Source organism: Variovorax sp. NFACC27 (assembly GCF_048301545.1).
Lineage (GTDB): Bacteria > Pseudomonadota > Gammaproteobacteria > Burkholderiales > Burkholderiaceae_C > Variovorax > Variovorax gossypii.
In genome coordinates this window covers 1162889-1183264 of the sequence record NZ_CP157613.1, presented here as the reverse complement: position 1 = coordinate 1183264, position 20376 = coordinate 1162889, and the positions used below count along the sequence as shown (strand labels likewise).

Annotated in this window: 16 protein-coding genes; 12 read left to right on the top strand and 4 right to left on the bottom strand. The window is 70.2% G+C overall.

What is annotated here, in order from left to right:
- The first annotated feature begins 304 nt into the window (after positions 1–304).
- From pgaA to ABL840_RS05515, 5 genes are all read left to right on the top strand, one after another.
- The gene (gene pgaA, locus ABL840_RS05535) at positions 305–2911 is read left to right on the top strand and encodes a poly-beta-1,6 N-acetyl-D-glucosamine export porin PgaA (protein WP_093299379.1); all 2607 of its coding nucleotides are present in this window, start codon (positions 305–307) and stop codon (positions 2909–2911) included.
- Positions 2911–4983: a poly-beta-1,6-N-acetyl-D-glucosamine N-deacetylase PgaB gene (gene pgaB, locus ABL840_RS05530; RefSeq protein ID WP_093299376.1), complete on the top strand. Its 2073-nt coding sequence runs from the start codon at positions 2911–2913 to the stop codon at positions 4981–4983. Before pgaA ends, pgaB begins: the two co-directional genes overlap by 1 nt.
- The gene (pgaC, locus tag ABL840_RS05525; RefSeq protein ID WP_093299372.1) at positions 4980–6260 is read left to right on the top strand and encodes a poly-beta-1,6-N-acetyl-D-glucosamine synthase; all 1281 of its coding nucleotides are present in this window, start codon (positions 4980–4982) and stop codon (positions 6258–6260) included. Before pgaB ends, pgaC begins: the two co-directional genes overlap by 4 nt.
- Positions 6250–6840, top strand: coding sequence for a poly-beta-1,6-N-acetyl-D-glucosamine biosynthesis protein PgaD (gene pgaD / locus ABL840_RS05520; RefSeq protein ID WP_093207183.1), 591 nt, complete (start codon positions 6250–6252; stop codon positions 6838–6840). Before pgaC ends, pgaD begins: the two co-directional genes overlap by 11 nt.
- 125 nt (positions 6841–6965) lie before the next feature.
- The gene (locus ABL840_RS05515; RefSeq protein ID WP_093207181.1) at positions 6966–7763 is read left to right on the top strand and encodes an SDR family oxidoreductase; all 798 of its coding nucleotides are present in this window, start codon (positions 6966–6968) and stop codon (positions 7761–7763) included.
- A 338-nt stretch (positions 7764–8101) separates the two neighbouring features.
- Here ABL840_RS05515 and ABL840_RS05510 read toward each other — a convergent pair whose 3' ends face one another.
- Entirely contained in the window at positions 8102–9010 is a 909-nt protein-coding gene (locus ABL840_RS05510; protein WP_093299370.1) for a LysR family transcriptional regulator, read from the bottom strand.
- An 87-nt stretch (positions 9011–9097) separates the two neighbouring features.
- On the opposite strand from ABL840_RS05510, the gene ABL840_RS05505 reads away from it, so the two are divergent.
- Entirely contained in the window at positions 9098–10108 is a 1011-nt protein-coding gene (locus tag ABL840_RS05505; RefSeq protein ID WP_093207176.1) for a zinc-binding alcohol dehydrogenase family protein, read from the top strand.
- A 9-nt stretch (positions 10109–10117) separates the two neighbouring features.
- Here the strand turns inward: ABL840_RS05505 and ABL840_RS05500 are convergent, their stop codons facing one another.
- Entirely contained in the window at positions 10118–11884 is a 1767-nt protein-coding gene (locus ABL840_RS05500) for a chloride channel protein (protein ID WP_093299917.1), read from the bottom strand.
- Positions 11885–11889: 5 nt separating this feature from the next.
- The gene (locus tag ABL840_RS05495) at positions 11890–12315 is read right to left on the bottom strand and encodes a MarR family winged helix-turn-helix transcriptional regulator (RefSeq protein WP_093299368.1); all 426 of its coding nucleotides are present in this window, start codon (positions 12313–12315) and stop codon (positions 11890–11892) included.
- Positions 12316–12388: 73 nt separating this feature from the next.
- On the opposite strand from ABL840_RS05495, the gene ABL840_RS05490 reads away from it, so the two are divergent.
- Positions 12389–12943, top strand: a complete 555-nt coding sequence (locus ABL840_RS05490; protein ID WP_093299366.1) for a GNAT family N-acetyltransferase — start codon at positions 12389–12391, stop codon at positions 12941–12943.
- Positions 12944–12958: 15 nt separating this feature from the next.
- Here ABL840_RS05490 and ABL840_RS05485 read toward each other — a convergent pair whose 3' ends face one another.
- Complete coding sequence (locus ABL840_RS05485; protein WP_176947375.1) at positions 12959–14332, bottom strand: PQQ-dependent sugar dehydrogenase; 1374 nt, start codon at positions 14330–14332, stop codon at positions 12959–12961.
- Between the two features lie 131 nt (positions 14333–14463).
- On the opposite strand from ABL840_RS05485, the gene ABL840_RS05480 reads away from it, so the two are divergent.
- The 5 genes from ABL840_RS05480 to ABL840_RS05460 all read left to right on the top strand — a co-directional run bounded on the left by ABL840_RS05480 (position 14464) and on the right by ABL840_RS05460 (position 20372).
- Positions 14464–15237, top strand: coding sequence for an alanyl-tRNA editing protein (locus tag ABL840_RS05480; protein ID WP_093207464.1), 774 nt, complete (start codon positions 14464–14466; stop codon positions 15235–15237).
- Positions 15238–15280: 43 nt separating this feature from the next.
- Positions 15281–17518 carry a thioredoxin family protein gene (locus ABL840_RS05475; RefSeq protein ID WP_176947374.1) on the top strand — a complete coding sequence of 746 codons (2238 nt, stop codon included), beginning with the start codon at positions 15281–15283 and terminating at the stop codon, positions 17516–17518.
- Between the two features lie 94 nt (positions 17519–17612).
- A complete protein-coding gene (locus ABL840_RS05470) occupies positions 17613–18305 on the top strand; it encodes a redoxin domain-containing protein (protein WP_176947373.1) in 693 nt (230 codons plus the stop codon).
- Between the two features lie 20 nt (positions 18306–18325).
- On the top strand, positions 18326–18931 hold the full coding sequence (locus ABL840_RS05465) for a class I SAM-dependent methyltransferase (RefSeq protein WP_093207165.1): 606 nt from the start codon (positions 18326–18328) through the stop codon (positions 18929–18931).
- A 100-nt stretch (positions 18932–19031) separates the two neighbouring features.
- Positions 19032–20372, top strand: a complete 1341-nt coding sequence (locus tag ABL840_RS05460) for an MFS transporter (protein ID WP_093299358.1) — start codon at positions 19032–19034, stop codon at positions 20370–20372.
- The last annotated feature ends 4 nt before the right edge of the window (positions 20373–20376 follow it).

Genomic DNA, 20376 nt, shown 5'->3' with positions numbered 1-20376 from the left:
TCTTAGGCCGGGCCCAGGTCGGGCGGACACCGGACTCCTGGGCATCTGTCCGACAAAAGCGATCGGCGCAGGCGCCTAAAACGCGAATCTGTTCACACATACAACCGAATCCTCAGTCTTTTGTTTGCCCTTGTTAACAATGATGTCTAGAGTAATTCCAAATTTGAGAATTTGAGTTCTGAGGCTGCCGTTCTGTCACTCGGCAACCCCGGTCCTTGCGGCGGCGTCATGGGTTGCCCGGGATCGCATTTCGGATTTCCAAGGGAGCAAGGTGTTCATCCAGAAGAAAACTGGAGGCACGGTCATGGCTGCGCGCAAACCTGCGCTTGCCTGTTCGTTGCTTCGTCTGATCGCGCGGAACGCGCAAAGAATTCCCCCACTGCCACTGGCATGCACGCTGGCCCTCGCTGCGCCGGCGGCGCTTGCGCAGCCGGCGCCCACTAATTCGCCTCCGGCCGTCGGGCAGAGCGCAGCGTCCTCGTATGACGCGAGCCGGCACGACGCACTGATCGTCGCGCGCCGCGAAGGCCGCATCGGCACGGCCGAGGCGTTGAACCAGCTGACGGCCTGGCTCGCATCGCCGCTCGACGACGACGCACGCCGCCGCGTGGCCTCCGATGCGGTCGCGATCGCCTCCGCCGACGGCCGGTATGCCCAAGCCGTCACGCTGGGCCGCCAGGCCACGCCTGCGAAGCTGGCCGACTACGCCCTGGCTCCTCTCGCGCTGGCCGCGCGGCGCGCCCACGATTCCGGCCTGCAGGGCGAAGTCGTCGGCGTGTGGCGCGCACGGCAGCCCGATGCCCGCGAGCCGCGCGTCCACGAAGCCTGGTGGCGCATCGAGAGCGGCGACATCGCCGGCGCAAAGGCGCTGTACCGCGCGCTGTTACAGCCAGCGCCCACGCGAGTCGACGATCGCGTCGCACTGCTGGAACTGCGCGGCGCCCTGGCGCGCGCCGACAAGGACCTGCTGCAGGCGCTCGGCGCCTACACCGAGGCCGGCGCGCTGCGGCCCGGGCGCCTCGACCTCCGGCGCGAGGCCGATTTCCTGCTCGCGGCCAGCGGCGCCGCGTCGAGCGCCTTCGAGAACGCGGAGGCCGCGGAGCGCGCCACGCCGGGCAGCTTCTCGCCGCTGGCGCTTTCCACCCTGCAGCAGGAGGCGCTGGCGCAGCGGCTGCGCTGGGCGATCCGCGCGCGCGACCAGCGCCTGGGCGCGGAGCGCGTGGTCGCGCTCGACCGGGTGCTGGCCGACCAGGAAGCCGCGCTGGCCCGGGTCGACGCAGCCGCCCCGAAGGCAGAGCCCGGCGACGCCGATGCGTGGCGCACGGTGCGGGTGCGGCTGCAGTCCGACCGCCTGCTGGCGCTGGTCGAGCGCGGCCGGCCGGCCGACGCCATCGCGCTCCACGACACCCTGCGCGCCGCGGGCACCGAGCTGCCCGCCTACGGCCTGCAGGCTGCGGCCCGGGCGTTCGCGCAGGAGCGTCGCTCGATCGATGCCGTTCCGCTCTACGAAGCCGCCATGGCCAAGGGAGGCGCCGACATGCCGATGCCCGACGAGGTTCACTACAGACTGGTCTACGCCTACCTGGACGTGGGCCGCTTCGCCGACGCCGAAGCGCTGCTCGAGCGGCTGGAGGCCGCCACGCCCGCGCAGATGCGCCTCGCGCCCGAAGCGGGCCGGCCGAACGGCGAGTACACCGAAGTCAGCGGCCTGCGCGGCCTGGTCCAGCTCTACTCGGACCGCCCCGCCCTCGCGCAGCGCAGCTTCTCGGTGCTGACGCGGGAAGCGCCGCTCAACGCCGGCTATGCCCAGGGCGCGGCCCTCACCGCGCGACTGCGCGAACACCCCGAGGCCGCGCTGGCGCGCTACGAGGCGCTGGCGGCCGACTCCCCCTACGACACCGGCGCGCGCATCGGCCATGTCGAGGCACTGCTCGACGCGGACGAGTTCGCCGAGGCCCGCCGGCGCGCCGAATCGCTCGCGGCCGACCTGCCCGACTCGGTGCAGGTGCGCGAAATGGAGCGCAAGCGGCGCGCCCTCGTCGGCCCGAGGCTCGACGTGGACGCCGAGGCTTCCTCGGGCGGCGCGGCCATCGCCAGCCGCGAATGGCGCATCGACAGCCGGCTCAGCTCCGGGCTCATCGACGACCGCTGGCGCGTGTTCTACGAACAGTCGCTGGGCCGCGGAAGCACCGACATCGGCAACGCGAACTGGGCGCGCGGCGGCCTCGGCCTGGGCTGGCAGCAGGGACGCTGGCTGGCCGAAGGCATCGTGCAGCACGCGAACGCGGGGCCCTACCGCAACAGCGTGGCCGGCCGGCTCGACTACCGCGCGGGCGACGCGTGGCGGCTGTCGGCCACCTACGACGGCGACAGCAAGGAGCTGCCGTGGAAGGCGCGCGTGGCCGGCATCGGCGCGCACGAGCTCGGCGCGAGCGTGGGCTACGTGGTCGACGAGTCGCGCCGCTTCGACCTGAAGTGGCAGCAGCTCGACTTCAGCGACGGCAACCGACGCGACGGACTGGACGCCAGCTGGCGCGAGCGCTGGATCAGCACGCCGGCCTTCCAGCTGGAGACCAGCCTCGGCGCCGGCGCGAGCCGCGGCCGCGCCGTCGAGGCGCCCTACTTCAATCCGTCGAGCGACTCCAGCGTGCAGCTCGGCGTGCGCGCGCAGTGGCTCAACTGGAAACGCGACGACCGGCAGTTCTTCCAGGTCGTCGAGCTCGCCGGCGGCAGCTACCGGCAGGCCGGCTTCGGCAGCGGCCCGATGTGGAGCCTGCGCTACGAGCACCGCTGGAACTTCGGGCCGCGGCTCACGCTGCGCTACGGCGCGTTCGTCTCCGGCCATCCCTACGACGGCGTGCGCGAGCGACAGCGCGGCGTCTTCCTGAACCTCTCCACCCCCCTGCAGTGATGCGAACGACAAAGAAGAACACTCCCCTCGCCTTCCTGCGCGCGGCGCTGCCGTGGCTGATGCTGCTGGCCTTCTCGCTGCCGGCCCTCGCGCAGCCGCTGCCGGCCGCCGACGCCGACGACGGCCTGGGCTTTCGCGTGATCTCCTTCCACGACATCCGCTCCAACGTGCGCGAGAGCTTCGAGACCTCGCCCGACGAGACCGCCATGGACGAGCACACCTTCGCCGGCGTGCTCGCCTGGCTGCAGTACAACGACTACCACCCGGTGAGCCTGCAGCAGATCGTCGACGCGCGCTCGAGCGGCAAGCCGCTGCCGCCCAGGCCGGTGCTGCTGACCTTCGACGACGGCTACCGCAGCGCCTACACCAAGGTCTTTCCGCTGCTCAGGCGCTACAACTACCCTGCGGTGATGGCGCTGGTGACGAGCTGGCTCGAAGTGCCCGAAGACCGGCAGGTGCACTGGGGTGACAAGCCCGCGCCGCGCGAGAACTTCCTGCTGTGGAGCGAGGCCGCCGAGATGGCGCGCTCGGGCCTCGTCGAATTCGCGAGCCACAGCGACGCCATGCACACCGGCATCGTTGCCAATCCGCAGGGCAACCTGCTGCCGGCCGCGGCCACGCACCGCTACGACCCGCAGACCGGCCGCTACGAGGACGACGAGGCCTACGTGCGGCGCATCGAGGCCGACCTGCGCCGCAGCCGCGAGCTCATCGAGAAGCGCACCGGAGCGAAGGTGCGCGCGATGGTGTGGCCCTACGGTGCCTACAACGCGGCCACGCTCGCGGCATCGGCGCGCGCGGGCATGCCCGTCACCTTCACGCTCGACGACGGCCCGAACTCGGCCGCCGTGCCGCTCTCGCGCATCCGCCGCGCGCTGGCGGCCTACGACAACGAGGCGCCCTCGTTCGACCGCATGCTGCGCAGCCCCGCGGGCGGCGAGGTGCGTCCGGTCAACCGCGTGATGCACGTGGACCTCGACTACGTGTACGACCCCGACCCGGCCCAGCAGGAGCGCAACCTCTCGATGCTGATCGACCGCGTGGCCACCGTGCGCCCGCGCGCGGTGTTCCTGCAGGCCTATGCCGACCCCGACGGCGACGGCGTGGCCGACGCGCTGTACTTCCCCAACCGCCACCTGCCGGTGCGCGCCGACCTGTTCGCCCGAGCGGCCTGGCAGCTGCGCAGCCGCGCCGGCGTGAAGGTCTACGCCTGGATGCCGGTGACTGCCTTCAGGCTGCCGGCGTCGAACCCGCTCGCCACGCACACGGTGATGGCGCAGGACGGCGCGGTGCACGCCGACCGCTACCACCGCCTCACGCCCTTCGACCCGGCGGTGCGCGCGCTGGTCGGCGACATCTACGAGGACCTGGGCCGCCACGCCTTCTTCGAGGGCCTGCTGTTCCACGACGACGCGATGCTCTCCGACGACGAGGACGCGAGCCCCGCGGCGCTCGCCACCTACGCGAAATGGGGCCTGCCGCCCGACCTGGCCGCGATCCGCGCCGACCCGGCCTTGATGGCGCGCTGGACCACGGCCAAGACGCGCCACCTGATCGAGTTCACGCAGGAACTCGCCGCGCGCACCGGCGCCTGGCGGCCCGCGCTGGAGACCGCGCGCAACCTCTACGCCCGGCCGGTGCTCGAGCCCCAGGCCGAGCAGTGGTTCGCGCAGAACTACGCAGCCTCGCTCGCGGCCTACGACTACGTCGCACTGATGGCGATGCCGCGCATGGAACGCGAGACCGACGCCGACGGCTGGCTCGCGCGCCTGGCCAGGCGCGCCGCCGACACGCCGCGCGGCCTCGACGGCACGGTGTTCGAGCTGCAGGCGCGCGACTGGCGCACAGGCAAGCCCGTGCCCGACGCCGAGCTCTCGCGGCAGTGGACGCTGCTGCAGCGCGCCGGCGTGCGCCACCTTGGCTACTACCCCGACGACTTCCTCAACGACCAGCCGTCGCTGGAGACCGTGCGCCGCGCGATCTCTGTGCGCACGCTGCTGCCGCGGGCGCTGCGCGCGACCTCCGCCGCGCAAGTCCCCACGCAGGCCGCACCACAGGAGCGCGCGCGATGAGCCCCACCACCCAGTTCCTCGCGCAGACGCTGCCCTCGCTGCTGTTCGGCTTCGTCTTCTACTACCCGTTCTTCATGGCCTACGTGTGGATGGCGGGCGGCCTCTCGCATGCGATGGTGTTCGAACGCAAGCGCGACGTCGACGTCAATCCGTTGGAGCTGCTGCCCTCGCGCCCGCTGGTCACGGTGGTGGTGCCCTGCTTCAACGAGGCGCCGCACCTGCGCGAGGTGATCGAGCAGCTCATGCGCACGCGCTACCCCTACTGCGAGGTCATCGCGGTGAACGACGGCAGCACCGACGGCACCGGCGAGCTGCTCGACCAGATGACGCAGGAGTACGGCCGTCTGCGCGTGATCCACAACGCGAGCAACCAGGGCAAGGCCGTCGGCCTGAACACCGCCTGCCAGCTCGCGCGCGGCGAGTACATCCTGGGCATCGACGGCGACGCGCTGATCGACGAGGACGCCATCGCCTGGATGCTGCTGCCGATGCTGGCTTCGGAGCGCATCGGCGCGGTCACCGGCAACCCGCGCATCCGCACCCGCACCACGCTGCTCGGGCGCATGCAGGTGGGCGAGTTCTCCTCGATCATCGGCCTCATCAAGCGCTCTCAGCAGCTGGTGGGCACGCTGTTCACGGTGTCGGGCGTGATCGCCATGTTCCGCCGCCGCGCGGTGATCGACGTGGGCTTCTGGAGCCCCGACGTGCTCACCGAGGACATCGACATGAGCTGGAAGCTGCAGATCGCCGGCTGGCAGTTGCGCTTCGAGCCGCGCGCGCTGTGCTGGATATTGATGCCTGAGACCTTGCGCGGTCTCTGGAAGCAGCGCCTGCGCTGGGCCATCGGCGGCATCCAGACCATGCTGCGCTGCACCTCGCACATCCTGCGGCCGCGCCACTGGCGCATGTGGCCCGTGTACTTCGAGTACATGACGAGCATCTTCTGGGCCTACGCCATGGCCCTGGTGCTCATCATCAGCCTGGTGCGGCCCTTCCTGCCGTACGACTCGTCGTGGCACTCGGCGCTGCTGCCGCACTGGCAGGGAACGCTGCTGGCCATGACCTGCATCCTGCAGATGCTGCTGAGCCTGTGGATCGACCGCCGCTACGACCGCGACCTGATGCGCTATTTCGGCGGAACGATCTGGTATCCGATCGCCTTCTGGACCATCACGATGGCCACCACCGTCATCGCCTTTCCCAAAGCCCTGATACGCCGCCGGGGCAAACGCGCGGTGTGGACAAGCCCCGACCGAGGAGTTTCCGATGTCCCATGAGTCCGTCTTCCCCTCCAGCTACCCGCCCGACGCGCACGACGACGCCGCGCCGCCGAGCCGCCGTCGCTCCTGGGGGCAGCCCGCGGTGGACGAGCCGATCATCGATGCCGCGCGCATTCCGCTGCGCGCCTTCGGCAGCGGACGCTCGCCGCAGCGCGCGCTGGCCATGTACCTGTGGCTGCGGCTGCTGCGCCCCGCCATCACCATCGCGATCTGGTTCTGGGCGGTCTGGTACGCATGGCCCTACGTGCTGGGCGCGCGCTCGCAGCCCGAGGTGCTGCACCTGCTGAGCCTGTACGGCCTGGTGATCTGCGCGATCCTGGTGTCGATGCTGATGATGGCGCCGTGGCGCCGCCGCCAGCACCGTCGCGAGGCCCGACCCGAGAAGGAGAAGTCGTCCCTGTCCGCGCTGGCCACCTACATCGAGGTGCCGCCCGCGCGCCTGTCCACCTGGCAGCGCACGCGCCAGTTGCTGGTGCACCACGACAACAACGGCCACCTGCGCGACGCCATCGACACCACGCCGGCCACCCTCGAGCCCGAGCCGCAGCAGCAGCCACGCGGCACCGACCGGCGCTGACGGCAACCGGCTACTCCTGGCGCTGGAGCGGGATACCACGGCGGCGCACAGCCGCGTGCGTGCAGGGGGTTTGGCTGCGGTGCTTCAATCGCCGCCACTCCCATCCCACCAGCAAGGACTCTTTCATGGACCTCCAGCTCCAGGACCAGCACGTACTCATCACCGGCGGCAGCAAGGGCATCGGCCTGGCCTGCGCGCTGGGCTTCCTGCGCGAAGGCGCGCGCGTGAGCCTCGTCTCGCGCGACCTCGCCAACCTCGAGCGGGGCCGAAGCACGCTGGTCGCCGCGTTCGCGCAGGCGGAGGGCCGCGTCTCCATCCACGCAGCCGACCTCAAGGACCCGGCCGGCGCAGTCGCCGCCCTCGACGCCGCCGAGAAAGCCTTCGGCCCCGTCGACGTGCTCGTTAACTCCGCCGGCGCCGCGCGCCGCACACCGCCCGACGAGTTGACGGCGTCGTCATGGCACGACGCGATGGACGCCAAGTACTTCACCTACATCCACATGATCGACCCGGTGGTCAAGCGCATGGGCCAGCGCGGACGCGGCGCCATCGTCAACGTCATCGGCCAGGGCGGCAAAGTCGCCAGCCCCGTCCACATGGCCGGCGGCGCCGCCAACGCCGCCCTCATGCTCGTGAGCGCCGGCATGGCCGCCGCCTACGCCGCCAAGGGCGTGCGCGTGAACGCAGTGAACCCCGGCCTCACCCTCACCGAGCGTCTGCAGGAAGGCATGAAGGCCGACGCGAAGCTGCAAGGCATCGGCACAGACGAAGCGCTGGAGCGAGCCAAGGCCCGCCTGCCGCTGGGCCGCATCGCCACGCCGGAGGAAGTAGCCAACACAGTGCTGTTCCTCGCCTCTCCGAAGGCGAGCTATGTGACCGGCGCCATCGTGGCGATGGACGGTGCGGTGACGCCGATGATCTGAGGAAGCAAGGCACGGCTCCATCGAACGCCGCCGCCCTCACCCCAACCCTCTCCCAAAGGGAGAGGGAGAAAAAACCAGGCCGAGCGAAGCAAAGGCCCGTTCGTCTCCCCTCCCCTCTGGCTGCGCCGAGGAGCGCAGCGTTTCGCGGACAAGGGCTCGCAGCTGTTTGAGCGAAGCGAGTTCTGCGAGACCCCGCGAAACGCGAGCACCGCAGGTTGCCCGCAGCGAAGCGGAGGGTCGCAGACAGTGGGGTCGCCTTTTCTTTGCCTACTTTCTTTTGGCGAAGCAAAAGAAAGTAGGTCGCCCGCCGGGGCGAGTCCCGGCCCCGGGAAAAAAACTCAAGCCAACGCCAACAACCCCTCGAACTTCACCGCAAGAAAGTCAACGAAAGCCCGCACACGAGCCGGCACAAACCTCCCACTAGGCAACAACGCATGCAACGGATAAGGCTCAGTCTCCCAATCAGCCAGCAACCGCACGAGCCTCCCTTCCCGAATGTCATTGCGCACATCCAAAGCAGACTTCAAGGAAATCCCATACCCCGCCACAGTCCACTCCCGCGCCAGCGAAGCATCGTCCACGCTGCGGTTCCCATTCACCCGCACCTCCGTCCACTGCCCGTTCTGCGCAAACCGCCAGACCCGGTGCCGCCGCCCCGACCGATTGAAGATCAGGCAGTTGTGATGCACCAGGTCCTGAGGCACCCGAGGCGCCGGATGCCGCCGCAGATAGTCGGGTGAAGCAGTCAGCAGCGGATTGGTCAGCGCAAAAGCCCTCGCCACCAGCCGCGAATCGGCCAGCGCCCCATACCGCAGCGCCACGTCGACCTCGTCGCGCATCACATCCAGCGGCCGATCCCCCACCGACAGCGACAACTGCACGCCCGGATGCAGCGCCAGGAACTCGTCGAACCAAGGCAGCAGCGTGCTGCGCGTGAGGTCCGACGGCGAGGCCACGCGCAGGGTGCCGACCAGCTCCCCGCGATCCGCCGTGACCAGCGACTCCCCCTCGTCCAGCAGCTCGAAGGCGCGCACCGCGTAGTCGAGCAGCGTCTGCCCCTGCGGCGTGAGGCGCATCGCGCGGGTGGAGCGCTCGAAGAGCCGCGCGCCGAGCTGCGCCTCCAGCCGCTTGAGCGTGGCGCTGGCCGCGGCCGGCGTGATGCCCAGCGCATGCGCCGCCGCCGTCAGCGTGCCGGCGCGCGCCGTGTGCACGAGCACCTGCAGGTCTGAGATATTTTCAATCTTCATTTGAAACTGTTGCTGATTTCGGCTTACTTATCAAATCAGCCTTGCGATCCTACAGTTCAGTCATCGTTACTGAAAGGTGCATTCGCCATGAAAGCCGTCGGCTACTACCAGCCCCTCCCCATCGACAACCCCGAATCGCTGCAGGACATCGAGCTGCCGGCCCCCGTGCCCGGCGCGCGCGACCTGCTGGTGCGCGTGAAGGCGGTGTCGGTCAACCCGGTGGACACCAAGGTCCGCAAGAACGCCGCGCCCGAGGCCGGCCAGGCCAAGGTGCTGGGCTGGGACGCGGTCGGTACCGTCGAGGCCGTCGGCTCCGGCGTGAAGAACTTCAGGACCGGCGACCGCGTGTACTACTCGGGCTCGATCATCCGCCCCGGCAGCAACGCCGAGCTGCACGCGGTGGACGAGCGCATCGCGGCGCTGGCGCCGAAGAGCCTCGACGACTCGCAGGCCGCCGCGCTGCCGCTGACCACCATCACCGCCTACGAGCTGCTGTTCGACCGCCTGCGCGTGCCCAAGGGCGGCGGCGAGGGACAGACGCTGCTGGTCACCGGCGGCGCGGGCGGCGTGGGTTCCATCCTCATCCAGCTCGCGCGCCAGCTGACCAAGCTGCGCGTGGTCGCCACCGCCTCGCGCGCCGAAACCCGCGCATGGTGCCTGGAGCTGGGCGCGCACACGGTCATCGACCATTCGAAGCCGCTCGCGGCCGAGCTCAGGGCCGCCGGTATCAATGAGGTCGACATGGTCGCCAGCCTCACGCAGACCGACCAGCACTACGCGCAGATCATCGAAAGCCTCAAGCCCCAGGGCCAGCTCGCGGTGATCGACGACATGAAGGTGCTCGACGCGATGCCGCTGAAGACCAAGTGCATCTCGCTGCACTGGGAAATGATGTTCGCGCGCTCGCGCTTCGAGACGCCCGACATCGCCGAGCAAGGCGCGCTGCTGGCCGAGGTGGCCGCGCTGGTCGACGCGGGCCGCATCCGCACCACCGCGAACGCGAGCTTCGGCACCATCAACGCCGCCAACCTGCGCAAGGCCCACGCGCTCATCGAGAGCGGCAAGGCGCAGGGCAAGGTGGTGCTGGCGGGGTTCTGAGCTCCGACGCTAGCTGGACTGCCACGGCAGTCCGCGCATGCGCACGCGCTTTTCCTCTTCGTCGAAGTGCGCGAGCGATGGCTTGATGAGGTCGCTGCGCGCCACGATGCCGACGAGAGCGAGCGACTGCGCGTCCTTCACCACCGGCAGCCGCTCCAGCCTGTGGCGCGCCAGCCGCGTGGCGACGGCGCGGCAGTTCTCGCCCGGCAGCGCGAAGTAGAGCGGCGCGTCGGCGCAGGCATCGCCCACCGTCGCGATCGGGTCGCTCGTGCCGCGCGCGGCGAGCATCGCGCGATCGGCCACGCCGATCACCGTGCCGTTGCGCAGCACCGGGAACGCGCGATGCGCCTGCCCTTCGCCGAAATGCTCGAACAGCGCCTGCGTCACCGGCATGGCCGCGTCGATGCTGCGCACCTCGCGCGTCATCACCTCTTCCACCGAATGCCGCTCCAGCGGATCGATGCCGTACTCGCGGTAGATGTGATAGCCGCGGCGCGCGATCTTCTCGGTGAGGATCGAGCGGCGCATCGTCAGCACGGTGAAGCCGTAGGCCACGGCCGATGTGGCCAGCAACGGCAGCAGCGCGTTGCTGTCGTGCGTGAGCCCGAAGGCGAAGATGGTGGCGGTGAGCGGCGCGCGCATCACGCCGCCCAGCGTGGCCGCCATGCAGACCAGCGGCCAGAGCATCGGATCGTTGCCGGGCAGCACGTGCGACAGCACCACGCCGAGGCCGGCGCCCATCATCAGCAGCGGCGCGAGCACGCCGCCCGAGGTGCCGGAGCCCAGCGAGATGACCCAGATGACGGCCTTCACCGCCAGCAGTGCGAGCACCACGCCGAGCGCGAGCTGGTTGTGCAGCAGGTCGCCGATCACGTCGTAGCCCACGCCCAGCGCGCGCGGCTGCAGCCAGCCGCCGATGCCGACGGCCAGGCCGCCGATGGCAGGCCACCACATCCAGTGAATCGGCAGCTTGCCGAACCAGTCTTCCACCTTGTAGAGCGAGATCGAGAGCGACGCAGACAGAGCGCCGCACAGCACGCCCGCGATCACGCACGACAACATGGCGAGCGGGCCGGGCACGGCCGTCTGCAGCGGGAAGAGCGGGCCCGGGTCCATCAGCAGCGGACGCGCGAAGCCCGCCACCGCGCAGGCCACGGCCACCGGCAGCAGGCTGCGCGGGCGCAGCTCGAACAGCAGCAGCTCGACGGCCAGCAGCACGGCGGCCACCGGCGTGCCGAACACGGCCGTCATGCCGGCAGTGGCGCCCGCCACCAGCAGCGCCTTGCGCTCTGCGGCAGTGAGATGGAAGTGCTGCGCGATCAGCGAGCCGATGGCGCCGCCGGTCATGATGATCGGCCCCTCGGCGCCGAAGGGCCCGCCGCTGCCGATGACGATGCCCGACGAGAGCGGCTTGAGCAGCGCCACCTTCGGCGACATGCGGCTCTTGCCGAACAGGATCGCCTCGATGGCCTCGGGAATGCCGTGGCCGCGGATCTTGTCGGAGCCGTAGCGCGCCACCAGCCCGACGATGAGCCCGCCGATCACCGGCACCACGATGACCCATGCGCCCAGCGTGTGCGTGGCCGGCGATCGCTCGGCCAGAGAGAAGGTCTGGAAGAAGAACAGGTTGGTGAAGAAACGGATCAGGTCGAGCAGCACGCGCGCGGCCACGGTGCTGATGGCGCCGATGAAGGCGGCCATGACGGTGATGCGCATGAGCCGCGTGTTGAGCGCGAAGTCGCCGCGCGGCGGGTGGGAGGAAGCCTTGGTCGTCATGGTGCTCACGGGGCGTCGGGAAGATCGATCTGCGGCACGTCGAACACGCCCTTGAGCGAGCGCAGTTCCGCGCGGTGGAGTTCGGCCAGCCTCGACAGCAGCTTCTCGCCCTCGGCGAGCAGGTGCACCTCGACCTGCCGGCGGTCGGTTTCGCTGGGCCGGCGCTGCACGAGCCCGAGCGCCTCGCAGCGCGTGACCAGCGCGACCGCGCCGTGCGGCTGCAGCTGCAGGCGCTCGGCGATCTCGCCCACCGAGGCCCAGTCGCGCCCGGGCACGCCCTTGATGTGCAGCAGCACCAGGTACTGCTGCGGCGTGAGGCCCTCGCCCTGCGCGGCGCGTTCGGAAAAGCGCTCGAAGCGGCGCATCTGGTAGCGGAACTGGGAGAGCGCCTCGAAGTCCTTCTTGGCGAGCTTGCGGGGTGGGGGAGCCATGGCGGTGCGGTCTGCGGAACGGCCGCGAATATATCACGTCATGACATATTTGCCGTGCGACACAATCGACGGCATGACTGCCGACATCATCGAATCCGACACGCCCCGCCTGCGTCTGCGCCAGTGGCGCGACAGCGACCTGGCGCCCTTCTTCGAGCTCGCGGGCGATCCGCTGGTGATGGAATTTTTGCTGCCGCTGCCCACGCGCGCCGACAGCGACGCGGCGGTCGCGCGCACGCGCTCGCGCATCGCCGAGAACGGCTGGGGCTTCTGGGCGGTGGAGCACAAGGACTCGGGCGAGTTCATGGGCTTCACCGGGCTCAATTCACCGGCGGCCGAGCTGCCCTTCTCGCCCTGCGTGGAGATCGGATGGCGTTTCGCACGCAAGTGGTGGGGCCATGGCTACGCCAGCGAGGCGGCACGCGCGGCGCTGCAGGTGGGCTTCGGGCAGCTGGGGCTTCGGGAGATCGTCGCCTTCACCGCATGGAACAACACCCGCTCCAGCGCGGTGATGGAGCGCATCGGCATGAAGGAAGACGAGGACGGCGCCTTCGACCATCCGCTGGTGCCCGAGGGGCATGCGCTGCGGCGGCACCGGCTCTACCGCATCGCGCGCCCGCAGGGCTGAAGAAAGGAAGGAGCGCTACTTCGCCTTCGACACTCGCCACACGGCGTTGCCCACGTCGTCCGCCACGATCAGCGCACCGCTCTTGTCCAGCGCCACGCCCACCGGCCGGCCCTGCGCCTTCTCGTCGGCCGTCAGGAAGCCGGTCAGCACGTCGACGGGCGGCCCGCTGGGCTTGCCACCGATGAAGGGCACGAATACCACCTTGTAGCCCGACTTGGGCTTGCGGTTCCACGAGCCGTGCTCGCCGATGAAGACGCCGCTGGCGAACTGCTCGGGCATGCCGCCCGGGCGCGAGAAGGCCAGGCCGAGCGGCGCGACGTGCGAGCCCAGCGCGTAGTCGGGCGCGATGGCCTTGGCGACCATCTCCGGGTTCTGCGGCGTGACGCGCGCGTCGACCACGCCGCCGTAGTAGCTCCAGGGCCAGCCGTAGAAGGCGCCGTCCTTCACCGAGGTGAGGTAGTCGGGCACAAGGTCGCTGCCGATCTCGTCGCGCTCGTTCACCACGGTCCACAGCACCTGGGTGTCGGGCTCCCAGCCCATGCCGTTGGGGTTGCGAAGGCCGCTGGCGAAGAGGCGCTTCTCGCCCGACTTCGTGTCGACTTCCCAGATGGCGGCGCGGCCCGCCTCGGCCGGCAGCCCGTTCTCGCCGATGTTGCTGTTGGAGCCCACCGTCACGTAGAGCTTGCTGCCGTCGGCGTTGGCGATCACGTTCTTGGTCCAGTGGTGGTTGATGCCGGCGGGCAGCTGCGTCACCAGCGTCGGGCTGGCGCCGATCGAGGTCTGGCCCTCGGTGTAGGGCACCTTCACCAGCGCGTCGGCATTGGCGATGAAGAGCTCGTTGCCGACCAGCGCCATGCCGTAGGGCGAGCGCAGGTTGCTCATGAACACCTGCCTGACCTCGGCCAGGCCGTCGCCGTTGGCGTCGCGCAGCAGGGTGATGCGGTCGGCGCTGGGCACGCCCGCGCCGGCACGGCCCATGACCTTGCCCATGACCCAGTTGCGGATCTTGGCGACGGGGCCGCTGCCGCCGTCGTTGCTGTCGGCGGGCCTGGGCGGCTTGTTGCTCTCGGCCACGAGGATGTCGCCGTTGGGCAGCGTGTAGACCCAGCGCGGGTGGTCGAGGCCGCGCGCCAGCGCCGTCACCGTCAGGCCCTCGGCGGGCACGGGCGCGGCGGTGTCGCTCCAGCCGACGGCGGCGGCGACGTTGACGGTGGGAATCAGCGTCCTGTTCGGCTCGGCCAGCTGCGGCCGGGGGCCGGTCGTCAGTTCGGGGGCGAGCTTGGCGGCCTCGCCGCAGCCGGCGGCGAGCAGCACGGCAGCCAATGCCGCGGCCGCGGTGCGCGGCCATGAAGGCCCCATGCGGGTGGGTACTTGCTGCGGTCGATTCATGCGTGATCCTTCGCGCGGCCGACTGCCGCATGCGGCGCATCATCCCAAGGCGGGCGGGCCCGGGAGTGTCGGTCGTGGGCGCTTTCTGGCGTGGGCGCACCTCATTCGCGCATCGCCGCTACCATCGCCGGATGACCGACGACCTGTTCCGCGCCGACGCCTACCTGCGCAGCTGCGACGCCCGCGTGGCGCGCATCGACGATGCCGGCATCGTGCTCGACCGCACCGTGTTCTATCCGCAGGGCGGCGGGCAGGCCGGAGACAGCGGCGTGCTGGCCCTGGCCGGCGGACGCGAGATCGTCATCGCCGACACCCGCAAGGCCAAGGACGCGGAAGGCCGCCCGACCGACGAATTCATCCATGTACCGGCGCCCGGCCAGGAAGACCTGCTGGCGGCGCTGAAGCCCGGCGACACCGTCACCGCCCGCCTCGACTGGGAGCGCCGCCACCGGCTGATGCGCTTCCACACGGCCACCCATCTCCTGTGCCACCTGGTGCCACAGCCTGTGAACGGCTGCTCCATCACCCCCGAGTACGCACGGCTCGACTTCCACATGACCGACCCGCTGGACAAGGACTCGCTGACGGCCGGCCTGGCCCGGCTGGTCGAGGCGGCCCACCCTCTTACCGTGGGCGCCATCACCGACGAGGAACTCGACGCCAACCCGGCGCTGGTGAAGAGCATGAGCGTGCAGCCGCCGCGCGGCTCGGGCACGGTGCGCACCATTCGCATCGGCGGAACCGGCCCGGACGACGCGCAGATCGACCTGCAGCCCTGCGGCGGCACGCATGTTGCAAACACCGCGGAAATCGGCGCGGTGGTGGTCACCAAGATAGAAAAGAAGAGCGCCAGCAGCCGGCGCGTGGTGCTGGGCTGGGCCCCGCAGGCAACCGCGGCGGCCTGAAGCGCCCGGAACTTCGCCCCCACCGATTGCTCCGACTGACGGCATGATCTTTCCGCGCATTCAATTCGCTACGCTTCTGATAGCAACAGCTGCAGCCAGCATGCCGGCCGCGGCGCAATCGACTCCCGAGCTGGCATCGAAGCCGGGCGCGGTGGTCACCACCCCCCATGTGCGCGCCGAACTCATCGCCCACGCCCCGGACGGCGTGACGCCCGGTGCCCCGGTATGGGTCGGCCTGCAGATCGCGCACCAGCCCGAGTGGCACACCTACTGGAAGAACGCCGGCGATTCGGGCCTGCCCACCGAGATGACGTGGACCCTGCCGGCCGGCGTGTCCACCGGCGAGATCGCCTGGCCGGCGCCGAAGAAGATCCCGGTCGGCACCCTCGCGAACTACGGCTACGAGAACACCGTGCTGCTGCCGGTGCCGCTGGAGGTGTCCACGCTCTACAAGCCGCCGGTGGCGCTGGGCGGCACCCCGGCGATGGACATCCAGCTCAAGGCTTCCTGGCTGGTCTGCCGCAAGGAATGCATTCCCGAGGAAGGCACCTTCACGCTGGCGCTGCCGCTGCAGGGCTCGACCGCGCTGCACAAGGCCGAGTTCGATACCGCCTTCGCCGCCCGGCCCGCGCCGCTGGCCAAGCCGGGCGCCATCGAAGTCGAGGGCCACAGCCTGAAGGTGCGGCTCGAGGGCCTGCCGGCCGCCGCGCAGGGCAAGACACTGGAGTTCTTCCCCGAGACCCCCGAGGTGATCCGCACCGCGGCCGTCTCCGGCAAGGACTGGACCCAATCCTGGCAGGGCGACACCTGGACCGCCACGATGCCGCTGGCCGACCAGCGCAGCGCGAGCCCCACGGCGATGCCGGTGGTGGTGACGCTGGCCGAGGCCGACCGGCAGGCCGGCCAGCCGGTGGCATGGCGCGCCGAGGCCCCCGTCTCGGGCACCTGGCCCACGGCCGCCGCGCCGCGTGCCGCCGAGGTGTCGCCGGCCCTGCAGGCGGCGCTCGCGGCCAACGCTGCGAATGCCGCGGCCGCGAAGTCCGGCGACCTGCCCGCCCCCTCTTCCACCACCTTCCTGGCCGCGCTGCTGGGCGCGCTGTTCGGCGGCCTGCTGCTGAACCTGATGCCCTGCGTGTTCCCGATCCTCGCGATCAAGGTGCTGGGCTTCGCGCGGCAGGCGGGCAACGCCAGCGCGCACCGCAAGGCCGGGCTGGCCTATACGGGCGGCGTGATGCTGTCCTTCCTCGCGCTGGGCGGCGGCATGCTTGCGCTGCGTGCGGCGGGCGCCGGGCTGGGCTGGGGCTTCCAGTTGCAGTCGCCGGGCGTGGTGGCTGCACTGGCGGCGCTCTTCACGCTGATCGGGCTGAACCTCGCGGGCGTGTTCGAGTTCGGCCGCGCCGCGCCTTCCTCGGTGTGCAGCGCGCAGGCCAAGCATCCACTGGCCAACGACTTTCTTTCCGGCGTGCTCGCCGTGGTCATCGCATCGCCCTGCTCCGCGCCGTTCATGGGCGCCTCGCTCGGCTTCGCCATCGGCCTGCCGGCGGCCCAGGCGCTGCTGCTGTTCGCGGCACTGGGCTTCGGGCTGGCGCTGCCGTATCTCGTGGCCGGCTTCGTGCCCGCGGTGGCCTACCTGCTGCCCAAGCCCGGACCGTGGATGGGCACGCTGCGCCGCCTGCTCGCCTTCCCGATGTTCGCCACCGTGGCGTGGCTGGTGTGGGTGCTCGGCCAGCAAAGCGGCATCGACGGCGCGGGCACGCTGCTGGCGCTGCTGGTGTGCCTGGCCGCCATCGTCTGGGCGCTCACGCTGCGCGGGCGCGCGCGGGTCGTGATCGCGGGTGTGCTGATCGCATTCACCGCCGTGCTCACCGCCGCCATCGGCCGCAACGTGCTGCAGGCGGTGGAGCCCGCCAAGCTGGCATCGGCCGCGCCGGGCGCCGCCGGCCAGCGCTGGCAGCCATGGTCCGCCGAACGCGTGGCGCAGTTGTCTGACGCGGGCCGTCCCGTGTTCATCGACTTCACCGCCGCCTGGTGCGTGACCTGCCAGTACAACAAGAAGAGCACCCTGTCCGACGCGCAGGTGCTGGCCGACTTCGACGCCAAGAAGGTCGCCACGCTGCGCGCCGACTGGACCCGCCGCGACCCCGCCATCACCGCCGCGCTCACCGCGCTGGGACGCAGCGGCGTGCCGGTGTACGTGCTGCAGGCGCCGGGCAAGCCGCCGGTCGTGCTGACGGAGATACTGGGCAAGGACGAGGTCCGCGCCGCGCTTGCCGCGCTTTGACCACCGGCGTGACATGGGTTGTCACATGCACTTGAAGAAACCGTTCTAAGCTGCAGTTGTTGTTTGGAATTTTGTTTTGGAGTTCAAGCTGGCCATGTCTCTCTCGCCAACCGCAGACTCGCGTTCCTTCCGCGCCGCGCGCAATGCCCGCGCCGCCCTGAGCCGGGCCTCCCGCCGTGCCGTCGTCGCGGCAGCCGTGGCGCTCGGCGCCACCTTCCTGATGGGCAACAACGCCGCGGCCGCCCCCACCGTGGGCCAGCAGGCGCCCGATTTCGTCGCGGTCGACACCAACGGCGCCAAGCACAAGCTGTCCGACTTCGCGGGCAAGTTCGTGGTGCTCGAATGGACCAACCCCGGCTGCCCCTTCGTGCGCAAGCACTACGGCAGCGGCAACATGCCCGCCACGCAGAAGGCCGCGACCGACAAGGGCGTGGTGTGGCTCGCCATCAACTCCACCGAGCGCGCCGCGTCCGACTACCTCAAGCCCGACGCGCTCGACGCCTGGATGAAGTCGCAGAAGGCCGCGCCCACCGCCGTGCTGATGGACGAGGACGGCCTCATCGGCCAGGTCTACGGCGCGCGCACCACGCCGCACATCTTCATCATCGACCCCAAGGGCACGCTGGTGTACGCGGGCGGCATCGACAGCATCGCCTCGGCGCGCGTGGACGACATCAAGACCGCGACCAACTACGTGAACCAGGCCCTGGGCGAGGCCTTCGGCGGCAAGCCGATCTCGGCCGCCGCCACGCGGCCCTACGGTTGCTCGATCAAGTACAAGGCCTGACGCAGGACGCCCCGCGCCGGATGAGCGAAGTTCGAGGAACGGCCGGCTACGGCGCCAATGCCGGGGCGCTCGCGCAGCAGTACGAGAGCCTTCGCTTCGAGGACGTCCACCGCGAAGTGCTGCACCTGTTTCCAAGCACGCCGGGCCGCGTGCTGGACATCGGTGCCGGTTCCGGGCGCGACGCCGCGGCGCTCGCCGCGCTGGGCCACCGGGTGGTGGCGGTGGAGCCCACGCCCGAGTTGCGCGCCGAAGGCATGCGCCGCCACGCCGCGCTGCCCATCGAATGGATCGACGACCACCTGCCCGGGCTGGCTCGCACGCTGGCACTCGGCGTGCGGCATGACCTGATCCTCCTGACCGCCGTTTGGATGCACCTGGACGCCGCCGAGCGCGCTGCAGCCATGGAAGCTCTCGCGGGGCTGGTGGCCGAAGGCGGCCAGGTCGCGATGTCGCTGCGCCATGGTCCCGTGCCCGAGGGCCGGCGCATGTTCGAAGTCTCGGCGCCCGAAACGATCGAACTCGCGGCCCGACACGGACTGCTGCCGCGCTTTCTCGGCGAACGCGAGGACATGCTGGGCCGCGCCGACGTGCGCTGGAGCTTCCTGGTCCTGCAGCGCCCCGCGTGACAGTGACAGCTACCTGACCGGCACAGTCAGGTTGCGGTCGGGGAGCCCGGCCTACCCTTGGGGCGCACACATCGCCAGTACAGCCCAAGGGGACAACAAGATGAATCCTGCGCCCAGCGCCGCGCAACCGGGCACTGCCGCCCGCGCCTCCACCACCGCCTCCTCCTCCAAGTTCGCCACCGTCCTGCGCGTGACCGGCGGCAACTTCATGGAGATGTTCGACTTCTTCCTGTTCGGCTTCTACGCCACGCAGATCTCGAAGGCATTCTTCCCGGCAGGCAACGAGTACGCCTCGCTGATGCTGACCTTCATGACCTTCGGCGCCGGCTTCCTGATGCGTCCGCTGGGCGCGATCTTCCTGGGCGCGTACGTCGACCGCGTCGGCCGCCGCAAGGGCCTGATCGTCACGCTCGCGCTGATGGCGCTCGGCACGCTGCTGATCGCCTGCGTGCCCGCCTACGCGACCATCGGCCTGGCGGCGCCGCTGCTGGTGCTCATCGGCCGGCTGCTGCAGGGCTTCTCGGCCGGCGTGGAGCTCGGCGGCGTGTCGGTGTACCTGTCGGAGATGGCGACGCCGGGCCACAAGGGCTTCTACGTGAGCTGGCAGTCGGCCAGCCAGCAGGTGGCCATCGTCGTGGCGGCGGCCATCGGCTACTGGCTCAACGTGACCTTCACGTCGCAGGAGATCGGCGACTTCTACTGGCGCATTCCCTTCTTCGTGGGCTGCCTGATCGTGCCGGTGCTGTTCATCATCCGTCGCTCGCTGCAGGAGACCGAGGAGTTCATGGCGCGCAAGCATCGCCCCGACGCGCGCGAGATCTTCCGCTCGATGGTCGCCAACTGGGGCCTCGTGATCGCCGGGATGATGCTGGTGTCGATGACCACCGTGTCGTTCTACCTGATCACCGTCTACACGCCCACCTTCGGCAAGGCCGTGCTGCACCTGAGCACCACCGACGCGCTGATCGTCACGCTGTGCGTGGCCATCTCGAACTTCATCTGGCTGCCGATCATGGGCGCGCTGTCCGACCGCGTGGGCCGCAAGCCGCTGCTGATCTTGTTCACGGTGCTGACCATCCTCACCGCCTACCCGGCCCTCAAGTGGCTGGTAGGCGCGCCCAGCTTCGCGCGCATGCTCGAGGTGGAACTCTGGCTGTCGTTCCTCTACGCCAGCTACAACGGCGCGATGGTGGTCGCTCTCACCGAGGTGATGCCGGTGAACGTGCGCACCGCCGGCTTCTCGCTCGCATACAGCCTGGCCACCGCGCTCTTCGGCGGCTTCACGCCTGCCATCGCCACGGGGCTGATCGAGATGACCGGCGACAAGGGCGCGCCGGGCCTGTGGATGACGGCCGCCGCCGTGTGCGGGCTGATCGCCACGCTGGTGCTGTACCGGCGCAACGTGGATCCGGCCGACGCCGGGCGCGTGCCGGCGGTCTGACCCG